This is a genomic window from Micromonospora purpureochromogenes (assembly GCF_900091515.1).
Classification (GTDB): domain Bacteria; phylum Actinomycetota; class Actinomycetes; order Mycobacteriales; family Micromonosporaceae; genus Micromonospora; species Micromonospora purpureochromogenes.
Window position 1 is genome coordinate 5,655,651 of sequence record NZ_LT607410.1, and the last position, 13,588, is coordinate 5,669,238.

At 72.9% G+C, this 13,588-nt stretch carries 13 protein-coding genes; 3 read left to right on the forward strand and 10 right to left on the reverse strand.

Annotated features, from left to right (window positions below):
- The 5 genes from GA0074696_RS25755 to GA0074696_RS25775 form a co-directional block, all read right to left on the reverse strand.
- The gene (locus tag GA0074696_RS25755) at nt 1–1,242 is read right to left on the reverse strand and encodes a M50 family metallopeptidase (RefSeq protein WP_088963468.1); all 1,242 of its coding nucleotides are present in this window, start codon (nt 1,240–1,242) and stop codon (nt 1–3) included.
- A complete protein-coding gene (gene dxr / locus GA0074696_RS25760) occupies nt 1,242–2,453 on the reverse strand; it encodes a 1-deoxy-D-xylulose-5-phosphate reductoisomerase (RefSeq protein ID WP_088963469.1) in 1,212 nt (403 codons plus the stop codon). The genes GA0074696_RS25755 and dxr overlap by 1 nt, the downstream gene beginning before the upstream one ends.
- Before the next feature lie 161 nt (nt 2,454–2,614).
- Complete coding sequence (locus tag GA0074696_RS25765) at nt 2,615–3,097, reverse strand: hypothetical protein (RefSeq protein ID WP_088963470.1); 483 nt, start codon at nt 3,095–3,097, stop codon at nt 2,615–2,617.
- Between the two features lie 179 nt (nt 3,098–3,276).
- Nucleotides 3,277–3,783, reverse strand: a complete 507-nt coding sequence (locus tag GA0074696_RS25770; RefSeq protein WP_331716551.1) for a YcxB family protein — start codon at nt 3,781–3,783, stop codon at nt 3,277–3,279.
- A gap of 52 nt (nt 3,784–3,835) precedes the next feature.
- Nucleotides 3,836–4,381, reverse strand: coding sequence for a GNAT family N-acetyltransferase (locus tag GA0074696_RS25775; RefSeq protein WP_088963472.1), 546 nt, complete (start codon nt 4,379–4,381; stop codon nt 3,836–3,838).
- A 50-nt stretch (nt 4,382–4,431) separates the two neighbouring features.
- Between GA0074696_RS25775 and GA0074696_RS25780 the strand changes: the two genes are divergently transcribed.
- Together GA0074696_RS25780 and GA0074696_RS25785 are read left to right on the forward strand one after the other, a co-directional pair.
- Complete coding sequence (locus GA0074696_RS25780; RefSeq protein ID WP_088963473.1) at nt 4,432–5,262, forward strand: YhjD/YihY/BrkB family envelope integrity protein; 831 nt, start codon at nt 4,432–4,434, stop codon at nt 5,260–5,262.
- Between the two features lie 59 nt (nt 5,263–5,321).
- Nucleotides 5,322–6,923, forward strand: a complete 1,602-nt coding sequence (locus tag GA0074696_RS25785) for a phytoene desaturase family protein (RefSeq protein WP_088963474.1) — start codon at nt 5,322–5,324, stop codon at nt 6,921–6,923.
- Here the strand turns inward: GA0074696_RS25785 and GA0074696_RS25790 are convergent.
- Complete coding sequence (locus tag GA0074696_RS25790; RefSeq protein WP_088963475.1) at nt 6,904–7,551, reverse strand: TMEM175 family protein; 648 nt, start codon at nt 7,549–7,551, stop codon at nt 6,904–6,906. The two genes, GA0074696_RS25785 and GA0074696_RS25790, sit on opposite strands and share 20 nt — an antisense overlap.
- A gap of 109 nt (nt 7,552–7,660) precedes the next feature.
- Nucleotides 7,661–9,241 carry a Rieske 2Fe-2S domain-containing protein gene (locus tag GA0074696_RS25795; protein WP_088963476.1) on the reverse strand — a complete coding sequence of 527 codons (1,581 nt, stop codon included), beginning with the start codon at nt 9,239–9,241 and terminating at the stop codon, nt 7,661–7,663.
- A 234-nt stretch (nt 9,242–9,475) separates the two neighbouring features.
- On the opposite strand from GA0074696_RS25795, the gene GA0074696_RS25800 reads away from it, so the two are divergent.
- Entirely contained in the window at nt 9,476–9,697 is a 222-nt protein-coding gene (locus GA0074696_RS25800; protein ID WP_088963477.1) for a DUF2631 domain-containing protein, read from the forward strand.
- Between the two features lie 144 nt (nt 9,698–9,841).
- Here the strand turns inward: GA0074696_RS25800 and GA0074696_RS25805 are convergent, their stop codons facing one another.
- The 3 genes from GA0074696_RS25805 to GA0074696_RS25815 all read right to left on the reverse strand — a co-directional run bounded on the left by GA0074696_RS25805 (nt 9,842) and on the right by GA0074696_RS25815 (nt 13,472).
- Nucleotides 9,842–10,900, reverse strand: coding sequence for a DivIVA domain-containing protein (locus tag GA0074696_RS25805; protein ID WP_088963478.1), 1,059 nt, complete (start codon nt 10,898–10,900; stop codon nt 9,842–9,844).
- 20 nt (nt 10,901–10,920) lie between these two features.
- Nucleotides 10,921–12,072 carry a 23S rRNA (adenine(2503)-C(2))-methyltransferase RlmN gene (rlmN, locus tag GA0074696_RS25810; RefSeq protein ID WP_088963479.1) on the reverse strand — a complete coding sequence of 384 codons (1,152 nt, stop codon included), beginning with the start codon at nt 12,070–12,072 and terminating at the stop codon, nt 10,921–10,923.
- 104 nt (nt 12,073–12,176) lie between these two features.
- Nucleotides 12,177–13,472 carry a phosphatidate cytidylyltransferase gene (locus GA0074696_RS25815; RefSeq protein WP_088963480.1) on the reverse strand — a complete coding sequence of 432 codons (1,296 nt, stop codon included), beginning with the start codon at nt 13,470–13,472 and terminating at the stop codon, nt 12,177–12,179.
- Nucleotides 13,473–13,588: the final 116 nt, after the last annotated feature.

Consider the following 13,588-nt stretch of genomic DNA (forward strand, 5'->3'; position numbering starts at 1 on the left):
TCACCTTGAGAAGAGCGTGATCGGATTGACGACGTCCGCGGTGATGGTCAGCAGCGTGAACGCGCCACCGACCAGGATCACCGCGTACGTGAGCGGCATGAGCTTCATGTAGTCCACCCGGCCCGGGTCGCGGCGGCCGATCCGGGCGTACAGCCAGGAGCGGACCCGTTCGAACCAGGCGATGGCGATGTGGCCGCCGTCCACCGGCAGCAGCGGCAGCAGGTTGAACACGCCGACGAAGAAGTTCAGCGAGATGAAGAGCAGGACGAGCATCTGCCAGACGCCGTTCTGCAACGCCTCGCCGCCCAGTCGGCTGGCGCCGACCACGCTGATCGGGGTGTCCTTGTCCCGCTCGCCACCGGTGATGGCGGTCCAGAGGGCGGGGACCTTCTCCGGGATCCGCTTCAGCGCCTCGTACGTGCCGACGGCGAGGTCCTTGGTGTAGCCGGCGGTGGCCGGGATAGCCTCGATCGGGCCGTACGTCACGTTGGCCGGGACGCCCGGCGGCAGGGACGGGCCGGCGACGCCGAGCGCGGAGACGGTGACCAGGGCGCCGTCCGGGTTGTCCAGCGGCTTGCGCTGCACCGCCGCGAGGTTGGCCTGGACCTGGCCCTGCACGCCGTCCCGCTCGTACGTGATGGTGGCCGGCTTGCCCGGCGGCAGGTCGCGGACGGTCTTGACCAGGGCGGTGTAGTCGGGGACCGAGGTGCCGTTCACCGCGAGGATCTTGTCGTCGTCGCGCAGCCCGGCCTGCTTGGCGGGGCTGACCGGGTCGCCGGGGGCGCACTCGCGCTGGGGGTCGGTGGGGAGGACGCAGTCCACGACCTTGACGTGCGCCGGCAGCGGGTTCGGCAGGTCCCTGTTCGGCAGGCCCATGAACATCGCGGCGAGCCAGATGGCGATCACCGCGAGGGCGAAGTGGGTCACCGAGCCGGCGGACATCACGATCGTCCGCTTCCAGACCGGGTAGCGCCACATCGCCCGGTGCTCGTCGCCCGGCTCGACGTCGTCGTCCTGCGGCGTCATCCCGACGATCTTGCAGAAACCGCCGAGCGGGATGGCCTTGATGCCGTACTCGGTCTCACCGCGGCGGAAGGACCACAGGGTCGGGCCGAAGCCGACGAAGTAGCGGGTGACCTTCATCCCGAACGCCTTGGCGGTCAGCATGTGACCCGCCTCGTGCAGGCTCACCGAGATGAGAATCCCCAGGGCGATCACGACCACCCCGAGCAGATAGAGCATCAAGCTTCCTTCCCCGACCCCGAGATGATCTCCTGCGCGTGCGCGCGTGCCCACGACTCGGCCGCGAGCACGTCCTCGACGGTACCTGGTTCGCCGAAATCGGGTGCCTCCTCCAACACCCGGCGCAGGGTGTCGACGATGCCGAGGAAGGGCAGCCGGCCGGCGACGAAGGCGGCGACGCACTCCTCGTTCGCCGCGTTGTAGATCGCCGGGCGGCACCGGCCGGTCTCGCCGGCGGCCTTGGCCAGGGCGACCGCCGGGAACGCCTCGTCGTCCAGCGGGGCGAACTGCCAGGTGTGCGCGGTGGTCCAGTCGACCGCGGCGGCGGCGTCGGCCACCCGGTCCGGCCAGCCGAGGCCGAGGGCGATCGGCAGCCGCATGTCCGGCGGGCTGGCCTGGGCGAGGGTGGAGCCGTCGACGAACTCGACCATCGAGTGGATCACCGACTGCGGGTGGACCATCACGGTGATGTCGGCGTAGGGCACGTCGAACAGCTCGTGCGCCTCGATCACCTCCAGCGCCTTGTTGACCATGGTGGCGGAGTTGATCGTGACGACCGGGCCCATGTTCCAGGTGGGGTGGGCCAGGGCCTGCGCGGGAGTGACCTCGGTCAGCTCGTCGCGGCGCCGGCCGCGGAACGGCCCACCGCTGGCGGTGACGACCAGCCGGCGCACCTCGCCGCGGGCCCCGCCGCGCAGGCACTGCGCCAGCGCCGAGTGCTCCGAGTCCACCGGCACGATCTGCCCCGGCCGCGTCACCGCGGCCTTCACCAGCGGGCCGCCGGCCACCAGCGACTCCTTGTTGGCCAGGGCGAGGGTACGGCCGGCGCGCAGCGCCGCCAGGGTCGGTGCCAGCCCCAACGACCCCACCACCCCGTTGAGTACGACGTCGCAGGGCCACTGCGCCAGCTCGGTCATGGCGTCCGGGCCGGCAACGATCTTCGGCAGCCGGAAGTCCCCGGTGGCCCAGCCGCGCCGGCTCGCCTCGGCGTAGAAGGCGAGCTGGAGGTCCTGCGCGGCGGAGGACTTCGCCACCCCGACCGCGTCCACGCCCAGCTCCAGGGCCTGCGCGGCGAGCAGCTCGACGTTGCCGCCGCCGGCGCCGAGCGCCACCACCCGGAACCCGTCCGGGTTGCGCCGCACGATGTCGATGGCCTGGGTACCGATCGAGCCGGTGGAGCCGAGCAGAACGAGGTCGCGGGGAGTTGTCACGCGGCCATTCTGCCCCGGCGTCGCTGTGCGCCCGCTGGGAGCCTCAGCCCTCGCCGTCCGGATCCTCGACCGGCACCTTCTCGTCGAGGAGTTCGGCCTGCCCCCACCCGCCGCCGGCTGCGGGCGGAAGCCTGCCACCCGACAGTCGGCAGGAAGGCCGATCAGTCCTGCCCTGGGATCAGGTTCCGCTCCCGCAGCAGGGCGAGCAGGTCGTCCCGGTCCACCGGTGGCAGGTCGGCGGTCGGTACCGGGAGCACCTGCCGGCCGACCACGGCGAGCACGAGGTCGCCCGCCGGCAGGACGCGGGCGTGGGTGACCGCCTCCCAGCGGACCAGCGAGTCGGTCAGCTCGGTGATCCGGCGCACCCCGGTCGCGTCGATCTGCCAGGCGGTGGGGCGGCCGTACAGCCGCCAGCAGTGCCGCACGACCCGCCGGAACAGCAGCTCCGGCACCAGCCGGTAGGCGAGAGCGCCCAGGGCCAGCAGGGTCAGCGGCCACGCCCGCGCGCCGGTGAGCAGTCCGAACGCCCCCACCAGGCCCAGCACCGCGGCCGGCACCTGTACCACGAGCATGGGCGGCAGGGACGACCGCAGCGCGGCGGCGAGCCGGTCCCGGTCGGGGATGGCGTCGAACGTGATTATCACGACGGGACACGATAGGACCAGCGCCGCGCCTCCGCTGCCCCATGGCGGGTCGCGCGGGACGACGTATGCCTGGTGAGCGATATACCTGAGAGGCATATTTATGACTCCGAGGTATATCGCTCACCGGCATGTCCGGGGGGTCGGCACTACCCTGCGTGACCGTTCCGGCGGGGAGTGACCTACCGCCGGACGGCCTGCGGCCCCGGCTCGACCGGATCGGCGGTGAGCAGTCCCCGGTCGCGCAGGTAGGAGTACAGCTCGGCCCGCTGTTCCGCGCTCAGACCGTGGATCGGCATCGGGAAGAGCTGGTACCGGCTCAGCCGGAAGAGCAAGTGGTCGGGGATCGGCTCCACCCCGGTCAGCGCCGCCCAGCGCACGACGCTGTCGGAGAGGGCGTTCACGCAGCGGACGCCCTCGTCGGAGATCGTCCAGGTGATCGGGATGCCGTGCATCTTCCAGCTGGCCCGGACCAGCGTCCGCAGGACCAGCGGGGACAGCAGCGCGGCGGTCACCGCGGCGGCGACCCAGGGCAGCGCCTCCAGCGCATCTCCGAAAAGCACGTCGACCAGGGCCGGCAGGAGCAGCGCGACCGGGCAGAACCGGTACAGCAGTAACGTGCGCCGGTAGGCGCGGCGCAGGGCGGCGGTGAGCCGCCGCCGGTCCGGCTGCGTCTCGAAACTGATCATCACGGCGCGAGACGATACGCCCGAGCGGTGCGCCCCGTTGTCCCGGCGGGCGTCAGGCGTCGCCCCGGCGGACGAAGGTCTCCAGCACCTCGCCGCCGTACCAGTCGGTGCGGCGGCCGAGGTGGGTCATGCCGAGCCGGCGGGCGACCGCCATCGACGGGTCGTTGCCGGGCGAGACCACGGCGTACACCTGTGGGGTGCCGGCGGCGAACTCGCGGGCCAGCACCGCGCGGGCCGCCTCGGTGGCGTACCCGTGCCCCCAGGAGTCCGGGTGCAGGTGCCAGCCCACCTCGATGTCGTCGGTCTCCGTCACGCCGTCCGCTCCGGGCAGCGGCTTGAGGATCAGGGTGCCGGCTACCCGGCCGGTGTCCCGGACCTCGATCGCCCAGGTGCCGTACCGTCCGCCCTGGCCGGCGTGCCGTTTCCGCCAGATGGCCAGCCGGTCCAGGGCCTGGGCCGGGTCGGTCAGCGGCAGGCCGGACGCGGCCAGCCAGCGGGTGATCTCGGTACGCGAGTAGATGTCGAAGATCCGATCCAGGTCCGCCGGGGCGTCGGTCCAGTCCCGCAGCACCAGGCGTTCCGTGGTGAGCACCGTCATGACGCGCGATCGTAATGCGTGCCCCGGCCCGAGAGGGGAAGGAGATCGCGATGGGCCACGCATGGCAGCGCACGAAGCGGATCACCAGCGCCGCCTTCCGGCCGGTACGCGGCCGGGACCTCTCGCTGCACGCCGCCGCGATCACCTTCTACGGGGGGATCGCCGTGGTGCCGGTGGCGCTGCTGGCGATCTGGACGACCTCGCTGCTGGTCGGCGCGGACCGGGTCCGCCGGCTCACCTCGCACGCGGTGAACACGCTGCCGGACGCGATCGGGGCGCCCCGGGCGGTGGAGGCGCTGGTCGGGGCCGGGGTGGAGTTGACCCCGCTGCTCGCGCTGGCCTCCCTGCTGCCGGCGTCGCTCTACGGCGAGGGGCTGCGCCGGGCGTTCGTCTCGGTCGCCACGCCGCCGAACCCGGACGAGTCGCTGGTGGGCTGGCGCGGTCGACTGCTGCTGCTGCCGCTGCTCGCCCCGGCCCCGGCACTGCTGCTGTCGATCCTGATCGCCCTGCCCACCACCACCCACCTGGTGCGGCAGGGCGGCTGGATCGGCGCGCTCGGCGTGGTGCTGTCGTTCCTGGGGGTGTGGCTGGTACTCACGCCGGTGCTGATGTGGGTGTTCCGGGTCGTGGGGCCTGCCTCCCCGGACTGGTTGTCCACCCTCGTCCTCGGCTCGTTCACGGCGGCGAACCTCTCCGGCTTCCTGCACGGGTTCGTGCTGTTCGCCTCGCTCCCGATCGACCTGGGGGTGCCGTTCGGCGGCTTCGACGAGATCGGCGCGGGCGTCGCGGTGCTGCTCTGGCTCTACCTGTTCCACGTGATCGTGCTGGCCGGCTACTCGGCCACCCTGGCCCTGAGCCGCTGGCGCGCCAAGCGCCGCTGAAACGCTCCCGCCGCTGAAGCCCTCCCGCCGCGGGCCGCGCCGCACTAGGCTGCCCGGGCATGAGCGAAGCGAGTGAGCTGCCGACCCGCGCCGACGTCGTGATCGTCGGATCCGGGCACAACGGGCTGGTCTCGGCCGTCCTGCTGGCCCGGGCCGGGCTGGACGTGCTGGTGCTGGAGGCGGCGGAGGAGATCGGCGGGGCCACCCGCACCGAGAACCCGTTCCCCAAGGTCCCCGGGCTGCGCCACTCCACCGGGTCGTACCTGCTCGGGCTGATGCCGCCGGAGCTGCTCGCCACGCTCGACGTGCGGATCCCGGTGCTGCGCCGCGACCCGCACTACTTCCTGCCCACGCCGGGCGGCATCGGCTCGCCGTACCTGCTCTTCGGCAGCGACACCGCGGCGACCCGCAAGCAGCTCGCCGAGTTCTTCTCCCCCGCCGACGCGGCCGCCGACGACGCCCTGCAGGCCGAACTGGCCCAGCTGCGCGAGGACCTGGCGCCGGCCTGGCTGGCCGAGCCGCTGCCGGTGGAGGAGACCGCCGAGCGGTACGTCCGCCCGGCGCTGCGGCAGGTCTTCGTCGACCTGGTGCGCGGCTCGGTCGCCGATCACCTGGCCCGCTTCGACTTCCGCTCCGAACTGCTGGTCAGCATGTACGCGGTCACCGACGGCCTCTCCGGCCTCAACGCCGGTCCGGACGACCCCGGCACCGGGCACAACTTCCTGGTGCACAACATGTGCCGGCTGCCCGGCGCGGACGGCACCTGGATGATCGCCCGGGGCGGCATGGGCACCGTCTCGCGGACCTTCGCCGAGGCCGCCCGCGCCGCCGGGGCCACCATCCGCACCGGTACGCCGGTGACCGGGGTGACCCTGGACGGCGGCGCGGCCAGCGGGGTGACGCTCGCCGACGGCCGGCACGTCGCCGCCCCGGTGGTGCTCGGCGCCTGCGACCCGTACCGGCTGATGGACCTGCTGCCCGACGGCGCGCTGCCGGCGCCGCTGCACCAGCGGATGACGGCGGTCCGCCGCCCCGGCACCACCCTGAAGCTGAACCTGGCGCTGACCGGGCTGCCCCGCTTCGCCTGCCTGCCGGCCGGGGCGCCGAGCCCGTTCGGCTCCACCATCCACCTGCTCCCCGGCTCGGCCTCACTGGTCGGCGGGGGCGGCGAGGCGCCGATGGCCGCGCTGCGCGGGATGTGGGCGGACGTGCAGGCCGGCCGGCTGCCCGAGGAGCCGACCATCGAGTGGTACCTGCACACCACCGTCGACCCGTCGCTCTCCGACGAGGCCGGCCACCACTCCTCCGCCCTGTTCGTGCAGTCGGTCCCCTACGCCCTGGCCGGCACCACCTGGGACGAGGCCATGCCCGGGTACGTCGAGAAGCTGATCGCCATCTGCGAGCGGTACGCCCCCGGCGCCGGCGACCTGATCGCCGACGCGGTGCCACTGCCCCCGCCCGGCATCGAGGCGCACTTCGGCATCACCGGCGGGCACATCCACCACGTCGACAACACCGTCTCGTTCATCGACCGCATGCCGTACGCGACCGGCGTCGACGGCGTCTACGCGGGCAGCGCCGGGTGCCACCCGGCGGGCAGCGTGATCGGCGCCGCCGGCCACAACGCCGCCCGCCGCATCCTCAGCGACCTCGGTCGCTGACCTCACCGCCGGGCTCGGCGGGGGGCAGATCGCCGGGGCGGCGGATGAGGGAGAGACCGACGAGCAGCAGGTAGAGGACGAGGCTGAGGATCGGGTCGACGAAGACGAAAGCGAAGGCGATCAGGTAGAGCAGTGGGCGCACCAGCAAGCGCCGCGAGACCGCCCGGGCCAGCCGGGGATCCAGGTCGGGGTGGAGCAGCCGCCGCCGCCGAGCCCACCACCAGCTGAGGTTGAAGAAGAGCGACTCGCCGAGCACGGCGCCGAGGTAAAGGGCGGCGGTCAGCCGCTGCTCGGTCGCGCTGCCGCGCAGGTTGTCCGAGAGCAGGTCGGCGGTGAACGGGATGGTGGCCACGAAGAGCAGCACGAGCAGGTTGAACACCAGCAGCAGCTGGTCGACCCGGACCACGTACCGCCACATGTTGTGATGGCCGAGCCAGATCTGGCCGGCGATCCCGAAGGTGATCACGTACGCCAGGTAGGACGGCCAGGCGTGAGCGAGGGCGTCGGGAAGCTCCCTCCCGCCGGCCCTGGCCGGACCGTACTGGAGCAGTTCGACGGCCATCACCGTCAGCACGACCGCGAAGACGCCGTCGCTGAACGTCTCCACCCGGGAGGCGTCCCTGGCCATTTCCCGGTCACGCCTGAACCGGTACCCGCTCCTGCCCGCGCCGTCGGCCACGCCGCCCCCTTCCCGAGCTGATGGTGACCCGGCGGGGGCGGCGGGCGCGGGGAAACCGTCAGCTGAGCGCTTCCCCGGCGGGGGCGGGGGTCTGCTCGTCGGCGCGGTGCGCGCGGATCTTGTGGCCGACGCTGGTCAGGCAGCGACCGCTGCCCAGGTCGAACTTCCAGCCGTGCAGCTGGCAGGTGAGCTGGTCGCCGTCGACGATGCCGAACCGGCTCAGGTCCGCCTTCAGGTGCGGGCAGCGGCGCTGCACCACCCAGTCGCCGATAGTGATGTCCTCCGCGTCGACGGCCCGCTCGTGCTCGTCGTACCAGCCCTCGGCGTACTGGAGGCGCTCCTCGGAGAGGCACTTGAAGAAGGCGTAGACGAACTCGTTGTACTGGCCGATCCGGGCGGCCGAGAAGCGGCAGGAGAGGAAGAGGGAGTTGACCCAGTCCACCTCCTCGATGTGCAGCAGGTGCTCGATCAGCGCCCGCTCGGTCCGGAACCGGTAGCGCACCTTCTCGTCGGCGTACGGGCGGACCTCCTTGCCCGGGAAGTCCACCACGATCGACTCGACGCTCTCGCCGTCGTAGCCGACCAGGTCGAAGCGGACCGGGCCGCCGACGCCCTTGGCCAGGTAGATCGACTCGTCCAGCAGCGGCTCGATGCGGCGCTTCATCTCGCCGAGCACCTCCACCTCGGGGTGCCGCCAGGACGCCTTCTCCGCCTCGATGATCGGGCGCTTGCGCTCCCGCATCTCCTCCAGGTGCGCGATCTTGTTCGCGAAGAACTCCTCCACCGGCACCGGGTGGGTGGTGCTCGCACCCTCCGTGGTCACCTCGGCGACGCTGCCCGGCAGCAGCACGATGCCGTTGGTGCCGCCGACCTTGGCGTACTCGGCGAGGAAGACCGACTGGTCGGGAAAGATGTTGCCCTCGTCGCCGTGGATGTCGTTGAACTGCCACAGCGCGTCGTCGAGGAAGCACGGCGGGCCGGCGATCGGGAAGACGTGGTCGGCCTTCAGGTCGTCGATGTAGCGCCAGGTCCGGTCGAACTGCCGGTCGCGCTTCTGCTTGCCGAACGCCGTCTTGGCCGCCTGCGGCAGCTCGTAGACCATCGGGTACCAGATCGCGCCGGAGAACTGCAGCATGTGCGCGTGCACGTGGCCCAGCTCGGCGAAGACGCTCAGATCGGTCGGGCGGGCGTCGTTCTGGTTCAGCAGCCGGACCCCGTCGTACTCCACCCAGAGCGAGGAGTCGCCGATCGGGCCGTCGGTCGGGCTGGTCAGCGCCTGGATCATGATCTTCAGGCCGCCGTCGAGCTCCACGACCTGCTCGTTCGGGGCCTTGAGGAACTTCGTGAAGCCTAGCGCCCGCAGCTCGTCCTCCATTTCCGAGGTGGGGAACTCGGGCAGGAGCACGGTGGCGTCCTTGGAGACGTACCGCTTGAGGTGGGCGGCGTCGAAGTGGTCCCGGTGCAGGTGCGAGACGTACAGGTAGTCGACGTCGCCGAGGGCCGCCCAGTCGAGCTGGGAGTTGTCGGGGAAGGGGAACCACGAGGCGAAGTAGGCGGGATTGACCCACGGGTCGCACAGGATGCTGCCCGCGGCCGTGTCGATCCGCATGCTGGCATGTCCCGTACCGGTCACTCGCACCGCAGTCCCCCTCAAAACGACAATCAAGGTGTACGTCCGAACGCTACCGGAGGCAGTGTGGTCGCCGACCCGCGACGCCGCCAGAGGCGTTGCGCCCCCGTGCTGGGGGTCCACCGGCCCCGGCCGCCCGGCGCTTACCCGCCCGCGTACCCCAATCAGGCCGGACCCTGCGCCGGGCCCGCCGCGGGGCGTGCCAGACTAACCGGAGATCCGATCGCGAGGGAAGGACCGACAGTGGCAGGAAGCGAGCCGGTAACCGCGCCAGATCAGCACAAGCCCGGGCACCGCAGATCCGGACGGATCGGCGCGGTGCTCTCCGCGTTGGCGCTGCTGGCGATGCTGTGCGGCAACCACGAGGGCAAGGTCGAGAACATCTGGCTGATCGGCCTGGCCGTGCTGCTGCTGGGGATCGTCATCGGCGACGCCGTGCTGCGCCGCAACGGCCTGCGCTCCTGACCCGACCGCCGCGCCGGACCGCGAACGCGTGAAGGGCCCACCCCCTCGGGGGTGGGCCCTTTCGTCACGTCGGTCCCCGTCGCTCCGGTCCCGTCGCTCCGGTCCCGTCGCTGCCGTCCGGCCGCGGCGGTCCCCGTCGCGCGGTCAGCGGCCGAAGAGGATGTCCTGCACGTCCTTGAGCGCGGCGTCGACCTCGGCCTCGAAGTAGCCGCCCGGCACCAGCCCGAAGCGCAGGGTGTCCAGGTCCTTCGGGTTCACCGGCATCGGGTTGCGGCCCTGCATGCCGCCGAGCAGCGTCTCGAAGAACCGGTCCACCTGGTCCGGGTCGTACCCGCTGCCGAAGCGACGCACCTGGAAGCTGCGCCGGATCTGGTCGACCCGGTAGAGGTCGCTGCCGGGCGGACCGGCCATCGGCGGGCCCACCATCGGCGGGCCGCCCACCGGCGGACCGGCCATCGGCGGCGGGCCACCCATCGGCGGGCCACCGAGCGCCGGCTGCGGCATGGGCGGGCCGGCCGGGCCACGCCCGCGCATGTCACGCTGCTCCCGCTCGGGCATCCGGATCTCGGCGGTCATGTCGGCGCGGCCGTGCCGGCCCGCCTCGAAACCGTCGAACCGCGGCTCCTCCGGGGCGCCGTAGCCACCCGGACCCGGGGGCAGGCCGCGCTGCGGCGGACCGCCGTGCCCGCCGGGGCCGCCCGGACCACCGGGACCCATCGGCCCGCCCGGACCAGGACCACCCGGACCGCGCGGCGCGTCGTAGCCGCCCCGGGGGGCGTCGTACCCGCCGGCGAAGGCACCGGTGGGCTCGTCGTACCGGTTGCCGTAGCCCTGCGGGCCGGCCTGCGCCGGCATGGCGCGCGGCGGGAGCGGCTGCGGCACCGGGGACAGGCCGCGGTGGTCGTCGCGCATCGGCGGGCCGAGGCGGTCGGCGCCGCGCGGGTCGGCGCCCCGGCCGCCGCGCTCCTCCAGCTCGGCCAGCTGCCGCTCGACCCGGTCCAGGTGCAGGTCGACCTGCCACTCGTCGTAGCCGTTGAAGCGGACCCGGAAGACGACGTCGTGGACCTCCTGGGAGGCCACGGGCGCGCCGACCGGCTGGCCGGCGAGTGTCGCCTCGACCCGGTCCAGGAAGGCGTCCACCTCGTCGACCTTGTATCCCCGGCGGAGCGCCTTACGCCGGAAACGCTGACCCTGACTCGCCACTATGTCTCCTGGTCTCGTCGCTACGCCCGGTCACGCCCGCGCGGCGCATCGGTGTCCCTGTCCTCAGCGGCAGCCAACTGCCCGCACGCGCCGTCGATCTCGCGCCCCCGGGTGTCCCGCACCGTCGTGGACACCCCGGCCTCGCGGAGTCGCCGGACGAACTCGCGCTCGACCGGCTTCGCGCTCGCGTCCCAGCGGCTGCCGGGTGTCGGGTTGAGCGGGATGAGGTTCACGTGGGCCAGCTTGCCGGCCAACAGCCGCCCGAGCAGGTCCGCCCGCCACGGCTGGTCGTTCACGTCCTTGATCATCGCGTACTCGATCGACACGCGGCGCCCCGTCCGGGCCGCGTAGTCCCACGCTGCGTCCAGCACCTCGGCTACCTTCCAGCGCTGGTTGACCGGCACGAGTTCGTCGCGCAGATCATCATCGGGCGCGTGCAGCGACAGCGCAAGGGTCACTGAGAGGTCTTCGCTGGCCAGTCGGCGGATGGCCGGAACCAGGCCGACCGTGGAAACGGTGATGTGCCGCTGCGACAGGCCCAGCCCCTCGGGGGCCGGCGCGACCAGCCGACGGATCGCCGCCACCACCCGGTTGTAGTTCGCCAGCGGCTCGCCCATGCCCATGAAGACGACGTGCGACAGCCGCGGCGGCGACCCGGCCACCGCGCCGGAGGCGGCGACACCGGCGAGGTAGACCGCCTGGTCGACGATCTCGGCCGTGGACAGGTTGCGGGTCAGCCCGGCCTGGCCGGTGGCGCAGAACGGGCACGCCATGCCGCAGCCGGCCTGGCTGGAGATGCAGACGGTGACCCGGTCCGGGTAACCCATCAGCACGCTCTCCACCAGCGAGCCGTCGTGCAGCCGCCAGAGCGCCTTGCGGGTGGCGCCGTCGTCGCAGGCCAGCTCGCGGACCGGGTTGAGGAGGTTCGGCAGCAGCGCGCCGGCCAGCCGCTCCCGGCTGGCCGCCGGCAGGTCGGTCATCAGCTCCGGGTCGCGCACCAGCCGGCCGAAGTAGTGGTTGGAGACCTGCTTCGCGCGGAAGGCCGGCTCGCCCAGCTCGGTCACCAGCGCCTGCCGGCCCGGCAGGTCCAGGTCGGCGAGGTGGCGGGGCGGCATCGCGGGCCGGCGCCCGGGGGCGTCGGGGTCTACGGGGATCACAGGCAGGCTCGTCATGACCGGTCCAGTCTGTCACGCCGACCGCGGAACACACCCGTCCGGAGGTGCCGAATCGACCCCCACCGGGCGGGCGACACGGTCTGCCGGGCGTGATTCATGCCTCAGCCCACCACCGGCACGAAGACCGCCAGCAGCAGGTACGCGGTGGGAACGGCGAAGAGGATCGAGTCGAGCCGGTCCATCAGGCCGCCGTGCCCGGGCAGCAGGTTGCTCATGTCCTTCACGCCCAGGTCACGCTTGATCATGGACTCGCCGAGATCGCCGAGGACCGCCGCGACGGAGACCGCGACCCCGAACAGCGCGCCCCACCACGGCGCCACGTCGAAGAGCTGCCAGATCAGCACGGCGCTGCCGACCGCCGCCGCCGAGACCGACCCGGCGAAGCCCTCCCAGGACTTCTTCGGGCTGATCGAGGGGGCCATCGGGTGCTTGCCGAAGGACACCCCCGCCGCGTACCCGCCGGTGTCGGAGAGCACCACCGCGACCAGGGTCGCCAGCACCCGCAGGTGCCCGTCGTCGGGCGCCGCCGCGAGCAGCGCCGCGAAGCCGCCGAGGAACGGCACGTAGACCGCGATCAGGGTGGCCGCGGTGAGGTCCCGCTGGAAGCCGCCCGGGCCGTCACCGAGCCGCCAGATCATCGTGCCCAGCACGGTGACCAGCAGACCCAGGCTGAGCGCGTCCGGCCCGGCGTACCAGGCCAGCCCGATCATCAGCACGCCGCCGGCGATCAGCGGCACCAGCGGCGGGTGGGCGCCGCTGCGACGTACCGCCCGGGCCATCTCCCAGATGCCCACGCCGACCGCGCCGGCCACCACGGCTAGGAACGCCGGCAGGTAGAAGAAGAGCGGGATCAGGATCAACGCGCCGAGCCCGAGGCCCACCCCGATGGCGGCCGGCAGGTTGCGGCCGGCCCGGCTGGACGCCTGCCCGGTCGCCGGCCGGTCCGCGCTGGCCCGGCGCCGGCCGGGCTGCCGCCGGCCCGGGGGCCGCTGCGGGTCACGCTCCGGCTCGGAGGGCTCCCGCACCGGGGGGAACTGGGAGGTCGGCACGTCGTCGTCGCGGACCGGCGGGAGCGCGGAGGTGGGCATGTCGTCGTCGCGCGGCGGGCGCCCGGGACCGCGCCGGTCGTACCCGTCGTCGTAGGCCCCGTAGCGGTCGACGTCGTGGCGGTCGTACCGGTCGCCGTGCCCGTCGTACGGGTCGAGGGCGGGTTCGTCGTACCGGCGGGCGGTCGGCCGGGGGCGGGCCTGCGGCCCGGCGTACAGGTCGGCGCCGGACTGCCGGTTCCACGGGCCGGTGGGCTCGACGTCCCGCTCGGGCCAGGGCAGCGCGGGCGGGCGTTCGGGGCGGTCCCAGCCGCGAGGCTCGGCGCCGCCGTAGGGGTCGGGGTGGGACATCACGCACCGAGCGGGAACGGTACGAGTTCCACCACATGCCGCAAGACCAAGGCCATCCCCTACACGCGTGACTGTTCCGTCCGGTTGACCGGCCCGACGGCCGGCCGATTCCCGCC

Coding starts and splice junctions, on each gene's coding strand:
- GA0074696_RS25755 (WP_088963468.1), bottom strand. CDS start 1,242: ATGCTCTATCTGCTCGGGGTGGTCGTGATCGCCCTGGGGATTCTCATC.
- GA0074696_RS25770 (WP_331716551.1), bottom strand. CDS start 3,783: ATGATCAGTTTCGAGACGCAGCCGGACCGGCGGCGGCTCACCGCCGCC.
- GA0074696_RS25775 (WP_088963472.1), bottom strand. CDS start 4,381: ATGACGGTGCTCACCACGGAACGCCTGGTGCTGCGGGACTGGACCGAC.
- GA0074696_RS25780 (WP_088963473.1), top strand. CDS start 4,432: ATGGGCCACGCATGGCAGCGCACGAAGCGGATCACCAGCGCCGCCTTC.
- GA0074696_RS25785 (WP_088963474.1), top strand. CDS start 5,322: ATGAGCGAAGCGAGTGAGCTGCCGACCCGCGCCGACGTCGTGATCGTC.
- GA0074696_RS25790 (WP_088963475.1), bottom strand. CDS start 7,551: ATGGCCAGGGACGCCTCCCGGGTGGAGACGTTCAGCGACGGCGTCTTC.
- rlmN (WP_088963479.1), bottom strand. CDS start 12,072: ATGACGAGCCTGCCTGTGATCCCCGTAGACCCCGACGCCCCCGGGCGC.
- GA0074696_RS25815 (WP_088963480.1), bottom strand. CDS start 13,472: ATGTCCCACCCCGACCCCTACGGCGGCGCCGAGCCTCGCGGCTGGGAC.